This is a genomic window from Streptomyces canus, assembly GCF_041435015.1.
Lineage (GTDB): Bacteria > Actinomycetota > Actinomycetes > Streptomycetales > Streptomycetaceae > Streptomyces > Streptomyces canus_G.
Genome location: NZ_CP107989.1, coordinates 3,214,552 through 3,227,826 on the forward strand (window position 1 = coordinate 3,214,552; position 13,275 = coordinate 3,227,826).

Annotated in this window: 15 protein-coding genes; 1 reads left to right on the forward strand and 14 read right to left on the reverse strand. The window is 70.0% G+C overall.

Annotated features, from left to right (window positions below):
- Positions 1 to 44: 44 nt before the first annotated feature.
- From pyrH to rpsB, 3 genes are all read right to left on the reverse strand, one after another.
- Complete coding sequence (pyrH, locus tag OG841_RS14175) at positions 45 to 803, reverse strand: UMP kinase (RefSeq protein WP_020138770.1); 759 nt, start codon at positions 801 to 803, stop codon at positions 45 to 47.
- Between the two features lie 188 nt (positions 804 to 991).
- A complete protein-coding gene (gene tsf, locus OG841_RS14180) occupies positions 992 to 1,828 on the reverse strand; it encodes a translation elongation factor Ts (RefSeq protein WP_371565501.1) in 837 nt (278 codons plus the stop codon).
- Positions 1,829 to 1,986: 158 nt separating this feature from the next.
- Positions 1,987 to 2,928 (reverse strand): 30S ribosomal protein S2, encoded by a 942-nt coding sequence (rpsB, locus tag OG841_RS14185; protein ID WP_371565503.1) that lies wholly within the window; start codon positions 2,926 to 2,928, stop codon positions 1,987 to 1,989.
- Positions 2,929 to 3,200: 272 nt separating this feature from the next.
- On the opposite strand from rpsB, the gene OG841_RS14190 reads away from it, so the two are divergent.
- Positions 3,201 to 3,773: a murein hydrolase activator EnvC family protein gene (locus OG841_RS14190; protein WP_371565506.1), complete on the forward strand. Its 573-nt coding sequence runs from the start codon at positions 3,201 to 3,203 to the stop codon at positions 3,771 to 3,773.
- Between the two features lie 69 nt (positions 3,774 to 3,842).
- On the opposite strand, the gene OG841_RS14195 is transcribed toward OG841_RS14190, so the two are convergent.
- The 11 genes from OG841_RS14195 to lepB (OG841_RS14245) form a co-directional block, all read right to left on the reverse strand.
- Positions 3,843 to 4,400 (reverse strand): TetR/AcrR family transcriptional regulator, encoded by a 558-nt coding sequence (locus tag OG841_RS14195; protein WP_371570694.1) that lies wholly within the window; start codon positions 4,398 to 4,400, stop codon positions 3,843 to 3,845.
- A 105-nt stretch (positions 4,401 to 4,505) separates the two neighbouring features.
- Positions 4,506 to 5,348 carry an RNA polymerase sigma factor WhiG gene (whiG, locus tag OG841_RS14200; protein ID WP_328641137.1) on the reverse strand — a complete coding sequence of 281 codons (843 nt, stop codon included), beginning with the start codon at positions 5,346 to 5,348 and terminating at the stop codon, positions 4,506 to 4,508.
- 243 nt (positions 5,349 to 5,591) lie between these two features.
- Positions 5,592 to 6,749 carry a DNA-processing protein DprA gene (gene dprA / locus OG841_RS14205; protein ID WP_328641136.1) on the reverse strand — a complete coding sequence of 386 codons (1,158 nt, stop codon included), beginning with the start codon at positions 6,747 to 6,749 and terminating at the stop codon, positions 5,592 to 5,594.
- Positions 6,746 to 8,371 carry a YifB family Mg chelatase-like AAA ATPase gene (locus OG841_RS14210; protein WP_371565511.1) on the reverse strand — a complete coding sequence of 542 codons (1,626 nt, stop codon included), beginning with the start codon at positions 8,369 to 8,371 and terminating at the stop codon, positions 6,746 to 6,748. Before OG841_RS14210 ends, dprA begins: the two co-directional genes overlap by 4 nt.
- 1 nt (position 8,372) lies before the next feature.
- On the reverse strand, positions 8,373 to 8,735 hold the full coding sequence (locus OG841_RS14215; protein ID WP_365122438.1) for a YraN family protein: 363 nt from the start codon (positions 8,733 to 8,735) through the stop codon (positions 8,373 to 8,375).
- 101 nt (positions 8,736 to 8,836) lie between these two features.
- A complete protein-coding gene (locus OG841_RS14220; RefSeq protein ID WP_003965949.1) occupies positions 8,837 to 9,145 on the reverse strand; it encodes a DUF2469 domain-containing protein in 309 nt (102 codons plus the stop codon).
- Positions 9,146 to 9,201: 56 nt separating this feature from the next.
- The gene (locus OG841_RS14225; RefSeq protein WP_328641129.1) at positions 9,202 to 9,726 is read right to left on the reverse strand and encodes an NUDIX hydrolase; all 525 of its coding nucleotides are present in this window, start codon (positions 9,724 to 9,726) and stop codon (positions 9,202 to 9,204) included.
- Positions 9,716 to 10,489 (reverse strand): signal peptidase I, encoded by a 774-nt coding sequence (gene lepB / locus OG841_RS14230; RefSeq protein WP_328641128.1) that lies wholly within the window; start codon positions 10,487 to 10,489, stop codon positions 9,716 to 9,718. The genes OG841_RS14225 and lepB (OG841_RS14230) overlap by 11 nt, the downstream gene beginning before the upstream one ends.
- A 117-nt stretch (positions 10,490 to 10,606) precedes the next feature.
- Positions 10,607 to 11,578, reverse strand: a complete 972-nt coding sequence (lepB, locus tag OG841_RS14235) for a signal peptidase I (RefSeq protein WP_328641127.1) — start codon at positions 11,576 to 11,578, stop codon at positions 10,607 to 10,609.
- Entirely contained in the window at positions 11,466 to 12,560 is a 1,095-nt protein-coding gene (gene lepB, locus OG841_RS14240; RefSeq protein WP_328641126.1) for a signal peptidase I, read from the reverse strand. The genes lepB (OG841_RS14235) and lepB (OG841_RS14240) overlap by 113 nt, the downstream gene beginning before the upstream one ends.
- Positions 12,553 to 13,248 (reverse strand): signal peptidase I, encoded by a 696-nt coding sequence (gene lepB, locus OG841_RS14245; RefSeq protein ID WP_328641125.1) that lies wholly within the window; start codon positions 13,246 to 13,248, stop codon positions 12,553 to 12,555. The genes lepB (OG841_RS14240) and lepB (OG841_RS14245) overlap by 8 nt, the downstream gene beginning before the upstream one ends.
- Positions 13,249 to 13,275 lie beyond the last annotated feature (27 nt).

The following is a 13,275-nucleotide window of genomic DNA, read 5'->3' on the forward strand; positions in this document are numbered from 1 at the left end:
AGGACATTGTCCATCCCCCGGTCAGGGACCGGGTGTATCCCGGGTCAGTCCCGGCTGTCCTGGTCACCCACAAGCGTGCCGATCTTCTCACCCTTGACGGCGCGGGCGATATTGCCCTCCGCCAGGAGCTCGAACACCAGGATCGGAAGCTTGTTGTCGCGGCACAGCGTGACGGCGGTGGCGTCGGCGACCTTCAGGTCACGGGTGATGACCTCGCCGTATCCGAGGGCGTCGAACTTGACCGCGTCGGGGTTGGTCTTCGGGTCGGAGTCGTAGACCCCGTCCACGCCGTTCTTGCCCATGAGCAGCGCCTCGGCGTCGATCTCCAGGGCGCGCTGCGCGGCGGTGGTGTCGGTGGAGAAGTACGGCATGCCCATACCGGCGCCGAAGATGACCACGCGGCCCTTCTCCAGGTGGCGCACGGCACGCAGCGGGATGTAGGGCTCGGCGACCTGGCCCATGGTGATGGCGGTCTGCACCCGGCTGTCGATGCCCTCCTTCTCCAGGAAGTCCTGGAGGGCGAGGCAGTTCATCACGGTGCCGAGCATGCCCATGTAGTCCGAGCGGGCGCGGTCCATGCCGCGCTGCTGGAGTTCGGCACCGCGGAAGAAGTTGCCGCCACCGATGACGACGGCGATCTCGGCACCGTCCCGGACGACGGCGGCGATCTCACGGGCGATCTTGTGCACCACGTCGGGGTCCACACCCAGGCCCCCGCCACCGGCGAACGCCTCTCCGGACAGCTTCAGCAGAAACCGGCCGCGCACTTTGCCGTCGTCGCTCTTCTGGGCCTTGGTGGTCATGGGGATCCCGCCTCTTTCACCTGTTGCACATACGAAGAAGGCCACTGCCGGTGGGAACTGGTTCGCATCCCATGCGCGGCAATGGCCTCCTCGTCAGATCTGCTGTCGTCCGCCACGCGCGTGCGTGGCGGCGTACCGGACGACTGCTGACGACCCTATAGGGCCCGCGCGTCGCTCGCGGTACGGACTCAGATGCCGACCTTGATGCGCGTGAAGCGCTTCAGGGTGACACCGGCCTCGTCCAGAACCTTCTGGACCGACTTCTTGTTGTCGAGCGCGTACGGCTGACCGAGCAGCGTGGCGTCCTTGAAGAAACCGTTGAGGCGACCCTCGACGATCTTCGGCAGGGCGGCCTCGGGCTTGCCCTCGGCGCGGGTGGTCTCCTCGGCGACGCGACGCTCGGACTCGACGACCTCGGCCGGAACGTCCTCCTTGGAGAGGTACTTCGGCGCGAAGGCGGCGATGTGCTGGGCGACACCGCGGGCGACCTCGGCGTTGGGCTTGTCCAGCTCGACGAGGACACCGATCTGCGGGGGCAGGTCGGGCATCGTGCGGTGCATGTACGCGGTCACGAAGCCGTCGGCGAACTGCGCGAAGCGGTCCAGGACGATCTTCTCGCCGAGGTTGGCGTTGGCCTCGTCCACGAACGCCTGGACGGTCTTACCGGCCTCGATCTCAGAGGCGAGCAGGGCCTCCAGGTCGGCCGGGGAGGTCGCGGCGACGTGCTGCGCGATCTTGTCGGCGACGGCCTGGAACTTCTCGCCCTTGGCGACGAAGTCCGTCTCGCACTTGAGCTCGACGAGGACGCCGGAGGAGTTGTCGTCGGCGATGATCGAGACCACGGCGCCGTTCTCGGCGGAGCGGCCCTCGCGCTTGGCGACGCCCTTCTGGCCCTTGATCCGGAGCGCCTCGACAGCCTTCTCGACGTCGCCCGCGGCCTCGTCCAGCGCCTTCTTGCAGTCCATCATGCCGGCGCCCGTGAGCTCACGGAGCTTCTTGACGTCGGCGGCGGTGTAGTTCGCCATGAGTCTGTGAATCTTTCTCGAAGTCTGGAAGATCGAAGATCTACGGGGTCTACGGCCCCCATTCAGCCGGGGGCCGCCGACTCTCCGCTGATCTACGGGTGAACGGCGGGAGCGGAGTTCATGCCCCCGCTCCCGCCGTCACCCCTGACGCTGACGGATCAGGCCTGCTCGGCGTCCGCGGCCGGAGCGGCCTCGGCGGCGGGAGCCTCGGCAGCGGGCGCCTCGGCCGGGGTCTCGGCCTCGGCGGCGGGGGCCTCAGCAGCAGGAGCCTCGGTGGCCTCCGCGGCCGGAGCGGCCTCGGCGGCGGGAGCCTCCTCGGCCTTCTTCTCGCCACCCTCGAGCAGGTCGCGCTCCCACTCGGCGAGCGGCTCGCCCGCGGCCTTCTCGCCCTTGTCACCGGTGGCGACGCGAGAGCGGGAGATGAGGCCCTCGGCGACCGCGTCCGCGATCACACGGGTGAGCAGGGTGACGGAGCGGATCGCGTCGTCGTTGCCCGGGATCTTGTAGTCGACCTCGTCGGGGTCGCAGTTGGTGTCGAGGATGGCGACGACCGGGATGTTGAGCTTCCGGGCCTCGCCGACCGCGATGTGCTCCTTCTTGGTGTCCACGATCCAGACGGCGCTGGGCACCTTCTGCATCTCGCGGATACCACCGAGGGTCTTCTCCAGCTTGGCCTTCTCGCGCGAGAGCACGAGAAGCTCCTTCTTGGTCAGACCCGACGCGGCGACGTCCTCGAAGTCGATCTGCTCGAGCTCCTTGAGGCGCTGCAGACGCTTGTAGACGGTCGAGAAGTTGGTGAGCATGCCGCCCAGCCAGCGCTGGTTGACGTAGGGCATGCCGACGCGGGTGGCCTGCTCGGCGATGGCCTCCTGCGCCTGCTTCTTCGTGCCGACGAACATGACCGTGCCGCCGTGGGCGACGGTCTCCTTGACGAACTCGTAGGCGCGGTCGATGTACGACAGCGACTGGAGCAGGTCGATGATGTAGATGCCGTTGCGCTCCGTGAAGATGAACCGCTTCATCTTCGGGTTCCAACGACGGGTCTGGTGACCGAAGTGGACGCCGCTTTCCAGCAGCTCCCGCATCGTGACGACGGCCATGGCCGTTCTCCTTGGTGTTCTCGGTTGTGCCGCGCGCGCCGGATGGCACTCGCGCCTGACGCCCGCGATGCGCCTTGCCACTAGGGACCGAGAGGCGCTGACACCGGCTGTGTGAGGGCCTGATGTCGGGGCGTGCGAAGTCGACCCGGTGACCCGGATCGCCAGAAGAAGTGTACGGGACCCGCGAGGTACCGGGTGACGCCGCTGTCCACAACCCGGGAGTAGTCCACAGGTCCCGGCCGTGACCGGGGCGGGTGCGGGACGGTTTCCGCATGCGAGCGAAGCGATACGGGCGATGCGGTACATGGCTGGTGCTGGGGATTCTGCTGCTGTTGACGGCGCCGACACCCCGGCCCCGGCCGCCCCTTCTCACCCCGACGGCCACGGACACGGCGGTCCCGGCGATCGGCCGCGCCTGGCCCGTGGGCGCCCGCCCGACGGTTCTGCGTGGCTGGGAGCCCCCGGCGACGGTGTACGGCCGCGGCCACCGGGGCGTGGACCTGGCGGCCCCTCCCGGAAGCCCGGTACGGGCGGTGGCGCCGGGCCGGGTGGCCTTCGCGGGGCGGGTGGCGGGGAGGGGTGTGGTCTCGGTGGAACTGACAGGGACGGATCTTCGAACGACCTACGAGCCGGTGACGGCGTCGGTGGAGAAGGGCGCCGAGGTGGCGGCGGGCGAGGTGGTGGGCACGGTCGAACCGACGGGCTCCCACTGCACGACCACCTGCGTGCACTGGGGCTTACGGAGGGGCGAGACCTACCTGGATCCGCTGTCCCTGCTCCCACCATGGCTGCTGCGCAGGGGTCCCTCGAGACTGCTCCCGGTACTGGACGTCCCCCTGCCCTGACTGCGGGCAGCAGCCGCTCGGCCGGCTCCCCCTCAGGCGCGGGCAGGCGAAACGCACGCCCACCCGGCGTCAGCCCCGCACACCCCGCAGCGCCATGGAAACCGCGGCCTCGGTGATCACGGACGGCTCCTCCGCGGCCCCGAGCTCGATCCTCCGCACAGCCGCGTCCACGACCCCCTGCACCAACATCGCCGCCAGCCGAGGCTGTTCATGCCCCATCTCGCCGAGCGCCTCGACGATCATCGCCACCAGCCCCCCGTGCGCCGCCCGGATCTTCTCCCGGGCCCCCGCGTCCAGCTCACTCGCGGAGATGGCCACCACGGCCCGGTGCCGCCGATCCCCCACCAGCGCCAGCTGCTGCCGCACATACGCCTCGACCCTGACCTCGGGGCCCTCCGCCGCGGCCATCGCCGCCGAGACCTCCGCGGCCCAGACGGGGAAGTCGACCGCGCACAGTTCCTCGACCACGGCGGCCCGCGACCGGAAGTACTCGTACACGGACGATCGCGCGAGCCCCGTCCGCTCGGCGAGAGCCGGGAAGGTCAGCGCCTCCGTCCCACCCTCGGACAGCAACGACCGAGCCGCGTCCAGCAGGGCGGCTCGCTGCATCGACCGGTGCTCGGCCACGGAGGCCGCTCGAATCCTTGGCACGTCAACCACTGTACGGACGCACCACTGCGGACGGGAGTCACTCCACCCCACCGGCCGTGACCGAGAGACCGTCGGGCCAGGTCAGCGACCGAAGCCGGCCAGCTTCGCCCTCAGTTGCAGCACGGACTTGGTGTGGATCTGGCTGACCCGGCTCTCGGTCACCCCCAGCACGTTCCCGATCTCCGCGAGGGTGAGCCCCTCGTAGTAGTACAGGGTGACGACGGTCTTCTCGCGCTCGGGCAGCGTGTTGATGGCCCGCGCCAGGAACCGTCTGAGCTCCCGGTCCTCGGCGACCTCCACGGGATTGTCCGCGGCGGTGTCCTCCAGGGTGTCCATGAGGCTCAGCCGGTCGCCGCCCTCGCCACCGACATGCAGCAACTCCTCCAGCGCCACCACGTTGGCCAGCGACAACTGGCTGAAGACCGCATGGAGATCGTCCACCGCGATCCCCAGCTCGCCGGCGACCTCCCCCTCCGTGGGCGTCCGCCTGAGCCGCGCCTCCAGCGTCGCGTACGCCCGCTCGACGTTGCGCGCCTTCTGCCGCACGGACCGGGGAATCCAGTCCAGCGCCCGCAGTTCGTCGATCATCGCGCCCCGGATCCGGGTGATCGCGTACGTCTCGAACTTGATCTCCCGGTCGATGTCGAACTTCTCGATCGCGTCGATGAGTCCGAAGACCCCCGAGGACACGAAGTCCGCCTGCTCGACATTGGGCGGCAGCCCGACGCTCACCCGCCCGGCCACGTACTTCACGAGCGGCGAGTAGTGCAGGATCAGCTGCTCGCGCAGCCGCTCGTCTCCCGTCGCCTTGTACGACCGCCACAGCTCGTCGAGCGTCGAGGGAGCGGGCGGCCGCACGCTGCCACCGCCACGGGCGGCTGGGGGGATCGCCGCCCGGTCGGACCCGGAAGTGTGCTGGGGCATTCGTCGCCTTGTGCCGTTCTGCCGTGAAGTACGCGATGTACATGAAGTGCGTCGGAATCCCCGTGAGCGTAGCGTGACTGAAGAGTCGCAGTGCGCAAACAACGTGGCCGAGTGCATGCGCAGATGCGTTCCGCCGACCGCTCGCCCGGGGCACGGGCATCACCCTGTGTGATCACCGGAACGCTCCAACTGCGGGAAACCGCAAGGGCTTCGGGCTTCGCCCGGACGGCCGAACACGCTCGGTCAACACGGGCCGCGACCACCCCGGACGGAGATCATCGCCTGGCGTGTCAACTTCCAGCTGTCGCCGTGTCGTTCGACGTAACCAAGTGAACGGAGTTCGTACAGTCTCGCGATGGCGTCGTCCCGCGTCGTCTGCGCACCGCGCGCGATCTCCTCCGCACCGGCCTCCCGTCGACCGGGCAGCGCGGACAGCACCCTCCGTGCCGCCGGGTCCAGCAGATCGCGCGGCAGCACGGGCCCGCGCCGGTCCGGCGCCAGCTCCCCCATGTCGCCGACCAGCTCCACGACTTCCGCCGCGTCCGTGACCAGCGCGGCATCCCCGCGCAGCAGCTCGTGCACTCCGGCCGACAGGCTGCTGGTGGCAGGCCCGGGCACTCCCATCGTGTGACGGCCCAACCGCTGTGCCGCACGGGCGGTGACCAGCGAGCCGCTGCGGTGGGCGGCCTCGACGACCACCGTGCCCCGGGTGAGGGCGGCGATCACTCTGTTGCGCAGCACGAATCTGCTGGGCGTCGGATGATCGCCGGGCGGCAACTCGCCGATCACCAGACCCTGTTCCGCGATCCTGGTGATCAACTGGGTGTGTCCGCGCGGATAGGGCCGGTCGACCCCGCAGGCCAGGACGGCCACGGTGGCGCCCCCTGCGCCGAGAGCACCGCGATGCGCGGCGCCGTCGACCCCGTACGCCCCGCCGGACACGACGACCCAGCCGCGCTCGGCGAGCCCGGTGCCGAGGGTGGCCGCCATGTGAGCCCCGTACTCGGTGCAGGCACGGGCTCCCACGAGGGCGACGGACCTCAACGCCCACATCCGCAGACTGGGCAGCCCCCGCACCCACAGTCCGATCGGCCGCGCGTCTGCGAGATCGTCTAGCTGCCCCGGCCACTCGGCGCTGCCGGGAACGACGAAGCGCGCACCGGCCGCGTACGCGACGGCGAGATCCCGGCGGGGCTCGGCCACCCGCGCCCGGGCCCGCAAACCGCTCCACCGTTTCTCACTCACCCCGGGCAACGGCTCCCCGGACCCCCGCAACCGCGAGGCCACCTCCGCCACACCCCACTCCCGGAGCCACCGCCCGCCGACCTCGTCCCCGGGCTCGACGACCCGAGCGAGGAAGACCCGGTCGAGCAGCTCGCCGTCGGGTTCGTCGCCGGTCACGCCGGCGCCCCGATGGCCATGGGCACTCCCCGGGGCACTCCGGTGCGCAGTTGCAGCGCCAGGGCGACGTCCGTCGCGTCCGGTCGGTCGTGTCCCGAGAGGTCCGCGACCGTCCAGGCGACACGCAGGACGCGGTCGAGCCCCCGGGCGGTCAGGACGCCCCGCTCCAGATTGCGCTCGGCCTCGTCCATCGCCCCCGACATGGCGTGCCAGCGGCTTCGCAGCTCACGCCCGGGTACGTCGCTGTTGGTCCGCCACGGGGTGCCGGCGAAGCGCAGCGCCGCCCGTTCCCTGGCGGCCCGCACCCGGTCGGCGACCACGGCGGTCGACTCGCCCCGGGCACCGCGTCCGGCAAGCTGGTCACGTGTGACCCGGTCCACCTGCACCCGCAGGTCGACCCGGTCGAGCAGCGGGCCGGAGAGCCGGGCCTGGTAGCGCCGGATCGCCGAGGGCGGACACTCGCAGAAGTCGTCGGTCTGCGAGAAGCGACCGCAGGGGCACGGATTCGCCGCGAGCACCATCAGGAACCTCGCCGGAAACCGCACCACGCCCGCGCTGCGCGCGATCACCACGTGCCCCGCCTCCAGCGGCTGCCGCAGCGCGTCGAGGGCCTGGGTGTTGAACTCGGGTGTCTCGTCCAGAAAGAGGACGCCTCGATGAGACAGCGACACCGCCCCGGGACGGGCGATACCGGGTCCGCCGCCGACGAGGGCCTGCATGGTGGCCGAGTGGTGCGGAGCGCAGTAGGGGGCGACATCGATCAGGGGCTTGCCCGGCGGCAGCAGACCCGCCACCGAGTGCACCGCCGTCACCTCGAGCGACTCCTCCCGGGCCAGCCGGGGCAGGATCGCGGGCAGCCGCTCCGCGAGCATCGTCTTGCCCGCGCCGGGCGGGCCCTCCAGGAACAGGTGATGTCCACCGGCCGCCGCCACCTCCACCGCGGTCCGCGCCGAGATCTGACCGACGACGTCGGCCAGGTCGTGGCCGTGGTCCTGCTGCGCGGCTCCGGAGCTGTGCATGCCGGTGGCGGCGCCCGTACCCGGCACGCGCAGGCCGGCCAGCAGCGGATCGGGGCGGCCCGGCTCGTCGGGTTGCTCGTCGGGCACCGGCTCGTCCGCGAGGACCGCGATCAGCTGCCGCAGGGTGCGCACGCCGAGCACGGAGACCCCGGGCACCAGCGAAGCCTCGGCGGCGGCGCACTCCGGCACCACGACCTGCTCGTAGCCGGCGTCCGCGGCGGCCAGTACCGCGGGCAGGATGCCCCGAACGGGCCGCACCCGACCGTCCAGCCCCAGCTCTCCGATCATCACGATGTCGGCGAGCACGCGCGGGTCGATCCGCTCGGAGGCACCCAGCACGGCACACGCGACGGCGAGGTCGAATCCCGAACCCGCCTTCGGCACGGATGCCGGACTGAGCCCCACCGTGAGCTTCTTCTGGGGCCATTCACCGCCCGAGTTCACGACGGCCGCCCGAACCCGGTCCCGGCTCTCCGTCAGGCTCTTGTCCGGCAGCCCCACCAGTGTGAACGCCGCCACCCCGGGCTCCAGGTCCGCCTGGACCTCGACCACGACTCCCTCGACGCCCACCAGCGCCACCGAGCACGTACGAGCGAAACCCATCTCAGGCCACCCCCTGCGCATGCTCGACCAGGGGCGCGCCGCGCTGTGGCAGGACCACACCCACCAGGTCGATGCGGACGCCTCCCGGTGGGGCGCCTCCGTGGGCGTGGATCCAGCAGGCGGCGAGGCCCCGCAGGCGCTCCGCCTTCTCGGGGGTCACCGCGGCCATGGGGTGCTCGAAGGCGCCCGCCCGCCGTGTCTTGACCTCGCAGACGACCAGGACCTCGCCGTCCCGCGCCACGATGTCGATCTCACCCGTCCTGCCACAGCGCCAGTTGCGCTCCAGGACCGTCATCCCGGCCTCGGTCAGCCGCCTCGCGGCCAGACTCTCGCCGTACTTGCCGAGTGCACTGCGTGCGTTCATGTCGGCACCACCTCCGGCGCCAACGATCACGCAAACCCGTCCACCGAGTTGATCTTGGTGGACTACTCACCGGTTGTGGAAAACCTGGTCACCCACAAGGGTCACCCGCCGGGCAACTCCAGGTCGCTCTTGTTCAGCTCCTCGATGTTCACGTCCTTGAACGTCAACACCCGGACCTGTTTCACGAAGCGAGCCGGCCGATACATGTCCCACACCCACGCATCCGCCATGGACACCTCGAAGAACACCTCACCCTGGACCGAGTGCACCTGCATCTCGTAGTCGTTGGTCAGGTAGAAGCGCCGCTCGGTCTCGATCACGTATTTGAACAGACCGACGACATCGCGGTACTCCCGGTAGAGCTTGAGCTCCATCTCGGTCTCGTACTTCTCGAGGTCCTCGGCGCTCATGGCATGTTCCCCTTCAGCCGTGCGATCCCACCATTGTGCGCCAGTCCCGTCAGCCCCTAGACGATTTCGGTGTCCAGGGTCACGGGCCCGGCCGGGGGACCTTCGTCGAGCAGCCTGCGCAGCAGCTCGGCGAGTCTGGTCGGATACACCGTCTCATGTGCCTGGCTCAGTTCCTGACACGTCCACCAGCGCGCTCCGGCGACACTGCGCCGCTCCAGCTCGGTCAGGGCCGTGGCCCGGGTGGCCGTCACCGTCGTACGGGCCAGGTAGTACCACTCGTCCTGGTCCCAGCGACGACCCGCGAACGGGAACGAGCATGTCCGCCGCCAGAGCACCGGCCCGAGCTCCACCTCGGTGATGCCGGTCTCCTCGGCGAGTTCCCTCAGGGCGGCCTCTTCACGGGTCTCCTCGCCCTCCAGTCCGCCACCGGGCGTGAACCACCAGTCGTCGGCCGGATCGTCCGGCTCGTGACCGTGCAGCAGCAGAATGCGGTCCTCGGGGTCGAGCAGGACCACCCGGGCCACCTTGCGCAGTTCGCCTTCGGGCGAGTCGTCCTGCCCGGCCGACGCCTCAGCGGGCACCGGCGGGCTCCGTCCGGACGCGGGAGCGCCCGCCGAAGAGCTTGGCGACGGGCCCGTACGCCCCGCCGCCCAGAACGAGCACCGCGCCGACGATGATCAGGATGAAGATCGTACGCAGCGGTCCGGGCGAGGAGAGCGCGCCGAGCGGCTCGAAGCCGGTGGGGCGCTCCAGCATGCCCTTCATGGGCCAGACGACGGCGTCCACCCGAGCGGTGACGGCCGAGCGTGCGACGGTGCCCTGGGCGGCGTCGGTGAGGTGGGCGGAGGAGTCCAGCGAGCCCTGGCGCTCGTCGCCGAGCAGGAAGAGGCGGCCTTCGGGCACTTTCACCGTCGGGATGGACTTGTCCTCGACGATGCTGCCCTTGAGATAGGTTTCGTCGATCTTCTTACCATTGACGGTCAGCTTCCCGTCGGTGCAGCAGGAGACGGTGTCCCCGCCGACCGCGACCACCCGCTTGACCACCGAGGCGCCGGTCACCCAGCTCTTGTCGGTGAAGACGACGACATCGCCCCGGCGTATCTCGTCGCCGTCGACGCGCTGCGCCATCACCCGGTCGCCCGCGTCGATCGTGGGCGTCATCGAGCTGGTGGGCACGGTATACGGCCGGTACAGCACCGCTCCCCAGGCGAATCCCCCGAGAAACAGCACCAGGCCCAGTGCGACGGCCAGTCCGGACAGTCGCTGTCCGGTCCGGCCGCCCACCGGGCCCGTGCTGGTGCCGCCGCTCTGCGGGGCCGTACGTGTAGTGCTCTCGCCACCCATGGACCCGCACCCTACCCGGCGGTACCCGGCCGGGGCAGCCCCTCCTCCCCGGCCGGGGTCACCCGCTCCGCAAAGCTTTCGCCAGGTCGCGCGGCACCCCCGGTGCCTGGGGGCTGATCAGCGGGTCCGCTCCACGGTGATCTTCCTGCGCCGCCACAATGCCACCGGCACCACACCGACGAGGGCGATCCCCTGCGGCGCGACCGTCAGGGCGGCGGAGGCCGACGACCCGTTGTTGATGCCGGCCTGGTCGAAGGTGTCGGGCTTGGGCAGCGTGCCCCAGCGGTTGAGCGGCCAGGCCTTCACGACGGCGCGCCCGACGACGTCGTCGACCGGGACCATGCCGTGGTGCTTGTCCGACTGGTTGTAGCGCGAGTCACGGGAGTTCTGCCGGTGGTCGCCCATCACCCAGATGTAGCCCTTGGGGACCTTCACCGTGAACTGGCCGCCCTGGTCGTCCTGGCTGCACGGGGTGTTGCCGGCATAGACGTACGACGCCTCGCTCAGCGCCTTGCCGTTGACCTTCAGCGGACCGGTGCCCTCGCAGGAGACCGTGTCACCACCCACGCCGACGACGCGCTTGATGAGGTCCTTCTCCTCGGCGGAGGGCATCAGGCCGATCCAGGAGAGGAACGTCTGTACGGCGTTCGGGTCCGCGGTCGGTTCGCCCGCCAGCCAGTTGTCGGGGTCGTGGAAGACGACGACCTCGCCGCGCTCGGGCTCGGAGCCGAACCACGGGGTGAGCTTGTCGACCAGGACGCGGTCGCCCTCCTGGAGGGTGTTCTGCATCGAGTCGGACGGGATCGAGAAGGCCTGCACCAGGAACGTCTTGATCAGCAGCGCCAGCACGAGCGCGATGCCGACCAGGATGGGCAGCTCCTTCCAGAAGGAGCGCGGCTTCTTCACCCTGGGGGCCGAGTCGCCGGGCCCCCCTCCCTTGACCTCCGTCACCATGCCGTCCTCGGTCACTCCGGAGTCACTCCCGGAGGTCACGGCGCTGTCCGCGGCCGGGTCGGCTGCTTCCACGGGGCGTCCGCGGTGCTCCTCGCCGTCGTGCCCGGATCGTGCGCCAACCGCCACATCCCCCACGCCAACTCCTTACTCTGTGCCGCCGCCTGCCCCAGGTTCGGCGCAGGCCCACCACTCCCATAACGAGCGGGAGTTCCGCAGGGCTCGGGAGTTGGATCGCTTCGTTCGGATCCTCGGGAGCAACCCTAAGCGACGCCCGGGAGCCTGAGGTCGTCCCTGATGCCGAGTCGGCCACGGAAGAGTAAGTTTTCGGTTCTTTCAGCGTGGTCCAGTGCCCAAAGGGCCAGGCGATGACCATGGCCCGTCCGACCACCGAGTCCAGGGAGACGGTGCCGCCGTAGTCGGTGTCCTGGTGCGAGCGGGAGTCCGCGGAGTTGGCGCGGTGGTCCCCCATGACCCACAGCCGCCCCTGGGGGACGGTGATGTCGAACTGCTGGGTGGAGGGGGCGTTTCCCGGATAGAGGTAGTCGGTCTCGCTCAGGGGGACGCCGTTGACGGTCACCCGCCCCTGGGTGTCGCAGCACTTGACGCGGTCACCACCGACCCCGACGACCCGCTTGATGAGGTCCTTCTCGTTGTCGGACGGCAGCAGGCCGATGAAGGTCAGGCCCTCCTTGACCTGCTTGACGACGATGGGGTCGTCCTTCTTCGTCGTGGTCTGCTCGTCCTGGAGCCAGCCGCCGGGGTCCTTGAAGACGACGACGTCCCCGCGTTGCGGCTCGGAGCCGAACCACGGGGTGAACTTGTCGACCAGGACACGGTCGCCGATCCGGATCGTCTGTTCCATCGAGCCGGACGGGATCACGAACGCCTGGACGAGGAAGGTCTTCAGGACCAGGGCTATGAGGACGGCCACGCCGACGAGGAGGGGTATCTCCTTGACCGCGCCGCGCCTCCTGCGCCGCTTGACCTTGCGCTGGAGCTGTCGCCGCTCCGCGCGTGAACGGCCGCCCGTGGGGCTGGCGGAACGCCGGACACCGGTGGGCAGCAGGTTCTCGGCGGCGGAACTCGACACACCGCGCGGCTTGCCGCGGTTACCCATGCGCGCCCTCCGCTGCGGACACGCGCGCGTAGGCGGCGGAACGGTGCAGACGGGTGGCGTGGCCGGCGGGCCAGATGATCCAGTCGGCCCGGCCGAGAACATCGTCGACGGGGATCATGCCGCCGCCCGGTGAGCCCAGATGGTCCCGGGAGTCGCTGGAGACGCTGCGATGGTCACCGAGGACGAACAGTGCGGCGTCGGGCACCTCGACGTCGAAGGAAACCGAGGACGGGCTGTCGCCCGGGTACAGGAAGCCCGACTCGTCGACCGACCGGCCGTTCACCTCGATCCTCCCCACCTTGTCGCAGCAGACCACGTGGTCTCCCCCCACACCCACAACGCGTTTGATGTAGTCCCCGTCACCGAAATACCCGGTTCCGTCGAACACGACCACATCTCCCCGCCGCGGCTCGGCACCGAAACGGTACGCCAACCTATTTACGAGAACGCGGTCCCCGATCCTCAATCCGTTTTCCATGGATCCGCTGGGAATCTGGAATGGTCTGACCACGAACGTGCTGATCAGCAGAAGAAAGACCAGGCAGAGCAGCAGGGTCAGGGAGATCCGGCCCCCCGGCAGCCCCTCGGTGATCCTTGACACCAACGCGAAACGCGACCGTCCCTCCGCGGCTCCTGGTGCGGAGCGGGAGGAGCGGTCGCGCTCCGTCGGCTGTGCTTCGGTGTCCATCGGAGCCAGATGCTATCCGGCCCCGCT

Coding starts and splice junctions, on each gene's coding strand:
- lepB (WP_328641126.1), bottom strand. CDS start 12,560: ATGGGTAACCGCGGCAAGCCGCGCGGTGTGTCGAGTTCCGCCGCCGAG.
- OG841_RS14220 (WP_003965949.1), bottom strand. CDS start 9,145: ATGAGCGCCGAGGACCTCGAGAAGTACGAGACCGAGATGGAGCTCAAG.
- tsf (WP_371565501.1), bottom strand. CDS start 1,828: ATGGCGAACTACACCGCCGCCGACGTCAAGAAGCTCCGTGAGCTCACG.
- OG841_RS14210 (WP_371565511.1), bottom strand. CDS start 8,371: ATGGGTTTCGCTCGTACGTGCTCGGTGGCGCTGGTGGGCGTCGAGGGA.
- lepB (WP_328641128.1), bottom strand. CDS start 10,489: ATGGGTGGCGAGAGCACTACACGTACGGCCCCGCAGAGCGGCGGCACC.
- OG841_RS14190 (WP_371565506.1), top strand. CDS start 3,201: ATGCGAGCGAAGCGATACGGGCGATGCGGTACATGGCTGGTGCTGGGG.
- whiG (WP_328641137.1), bottom strand. CDS start 5,348: ATGCCCCAGCACACTTCCGGGTCCGACCGGGCGGCGATCCCCCCAGCC.
- rpsB (WP_371565503.1), bottom strand. CDS start 2,928: ATGGCCGTCGTCACGATGCGGGAGCTGCTGGAAAGCGGCGTCCACTTC.
- lepB (WP_328641125.1), bottom strand. CDS start 13,248: ATGGACACCGAAGCACAGCCGACGGAGCGCGACCGCTCCTCCCGCTCC.
- OG841_RS14215 (WP_365122438.1), bottom strand. CDS start 8,735: ATGAACGCACGCAGTGCACTCGGCAAGTACGGCGAGAGTCTGGCCGCG.
- pyrH (WP_020138770.1), bottom strand. CDS start 803: ATGACCACCAAGGCCCAGAAGAGCGACGACGGCAAAGTGCGCGGCCGG.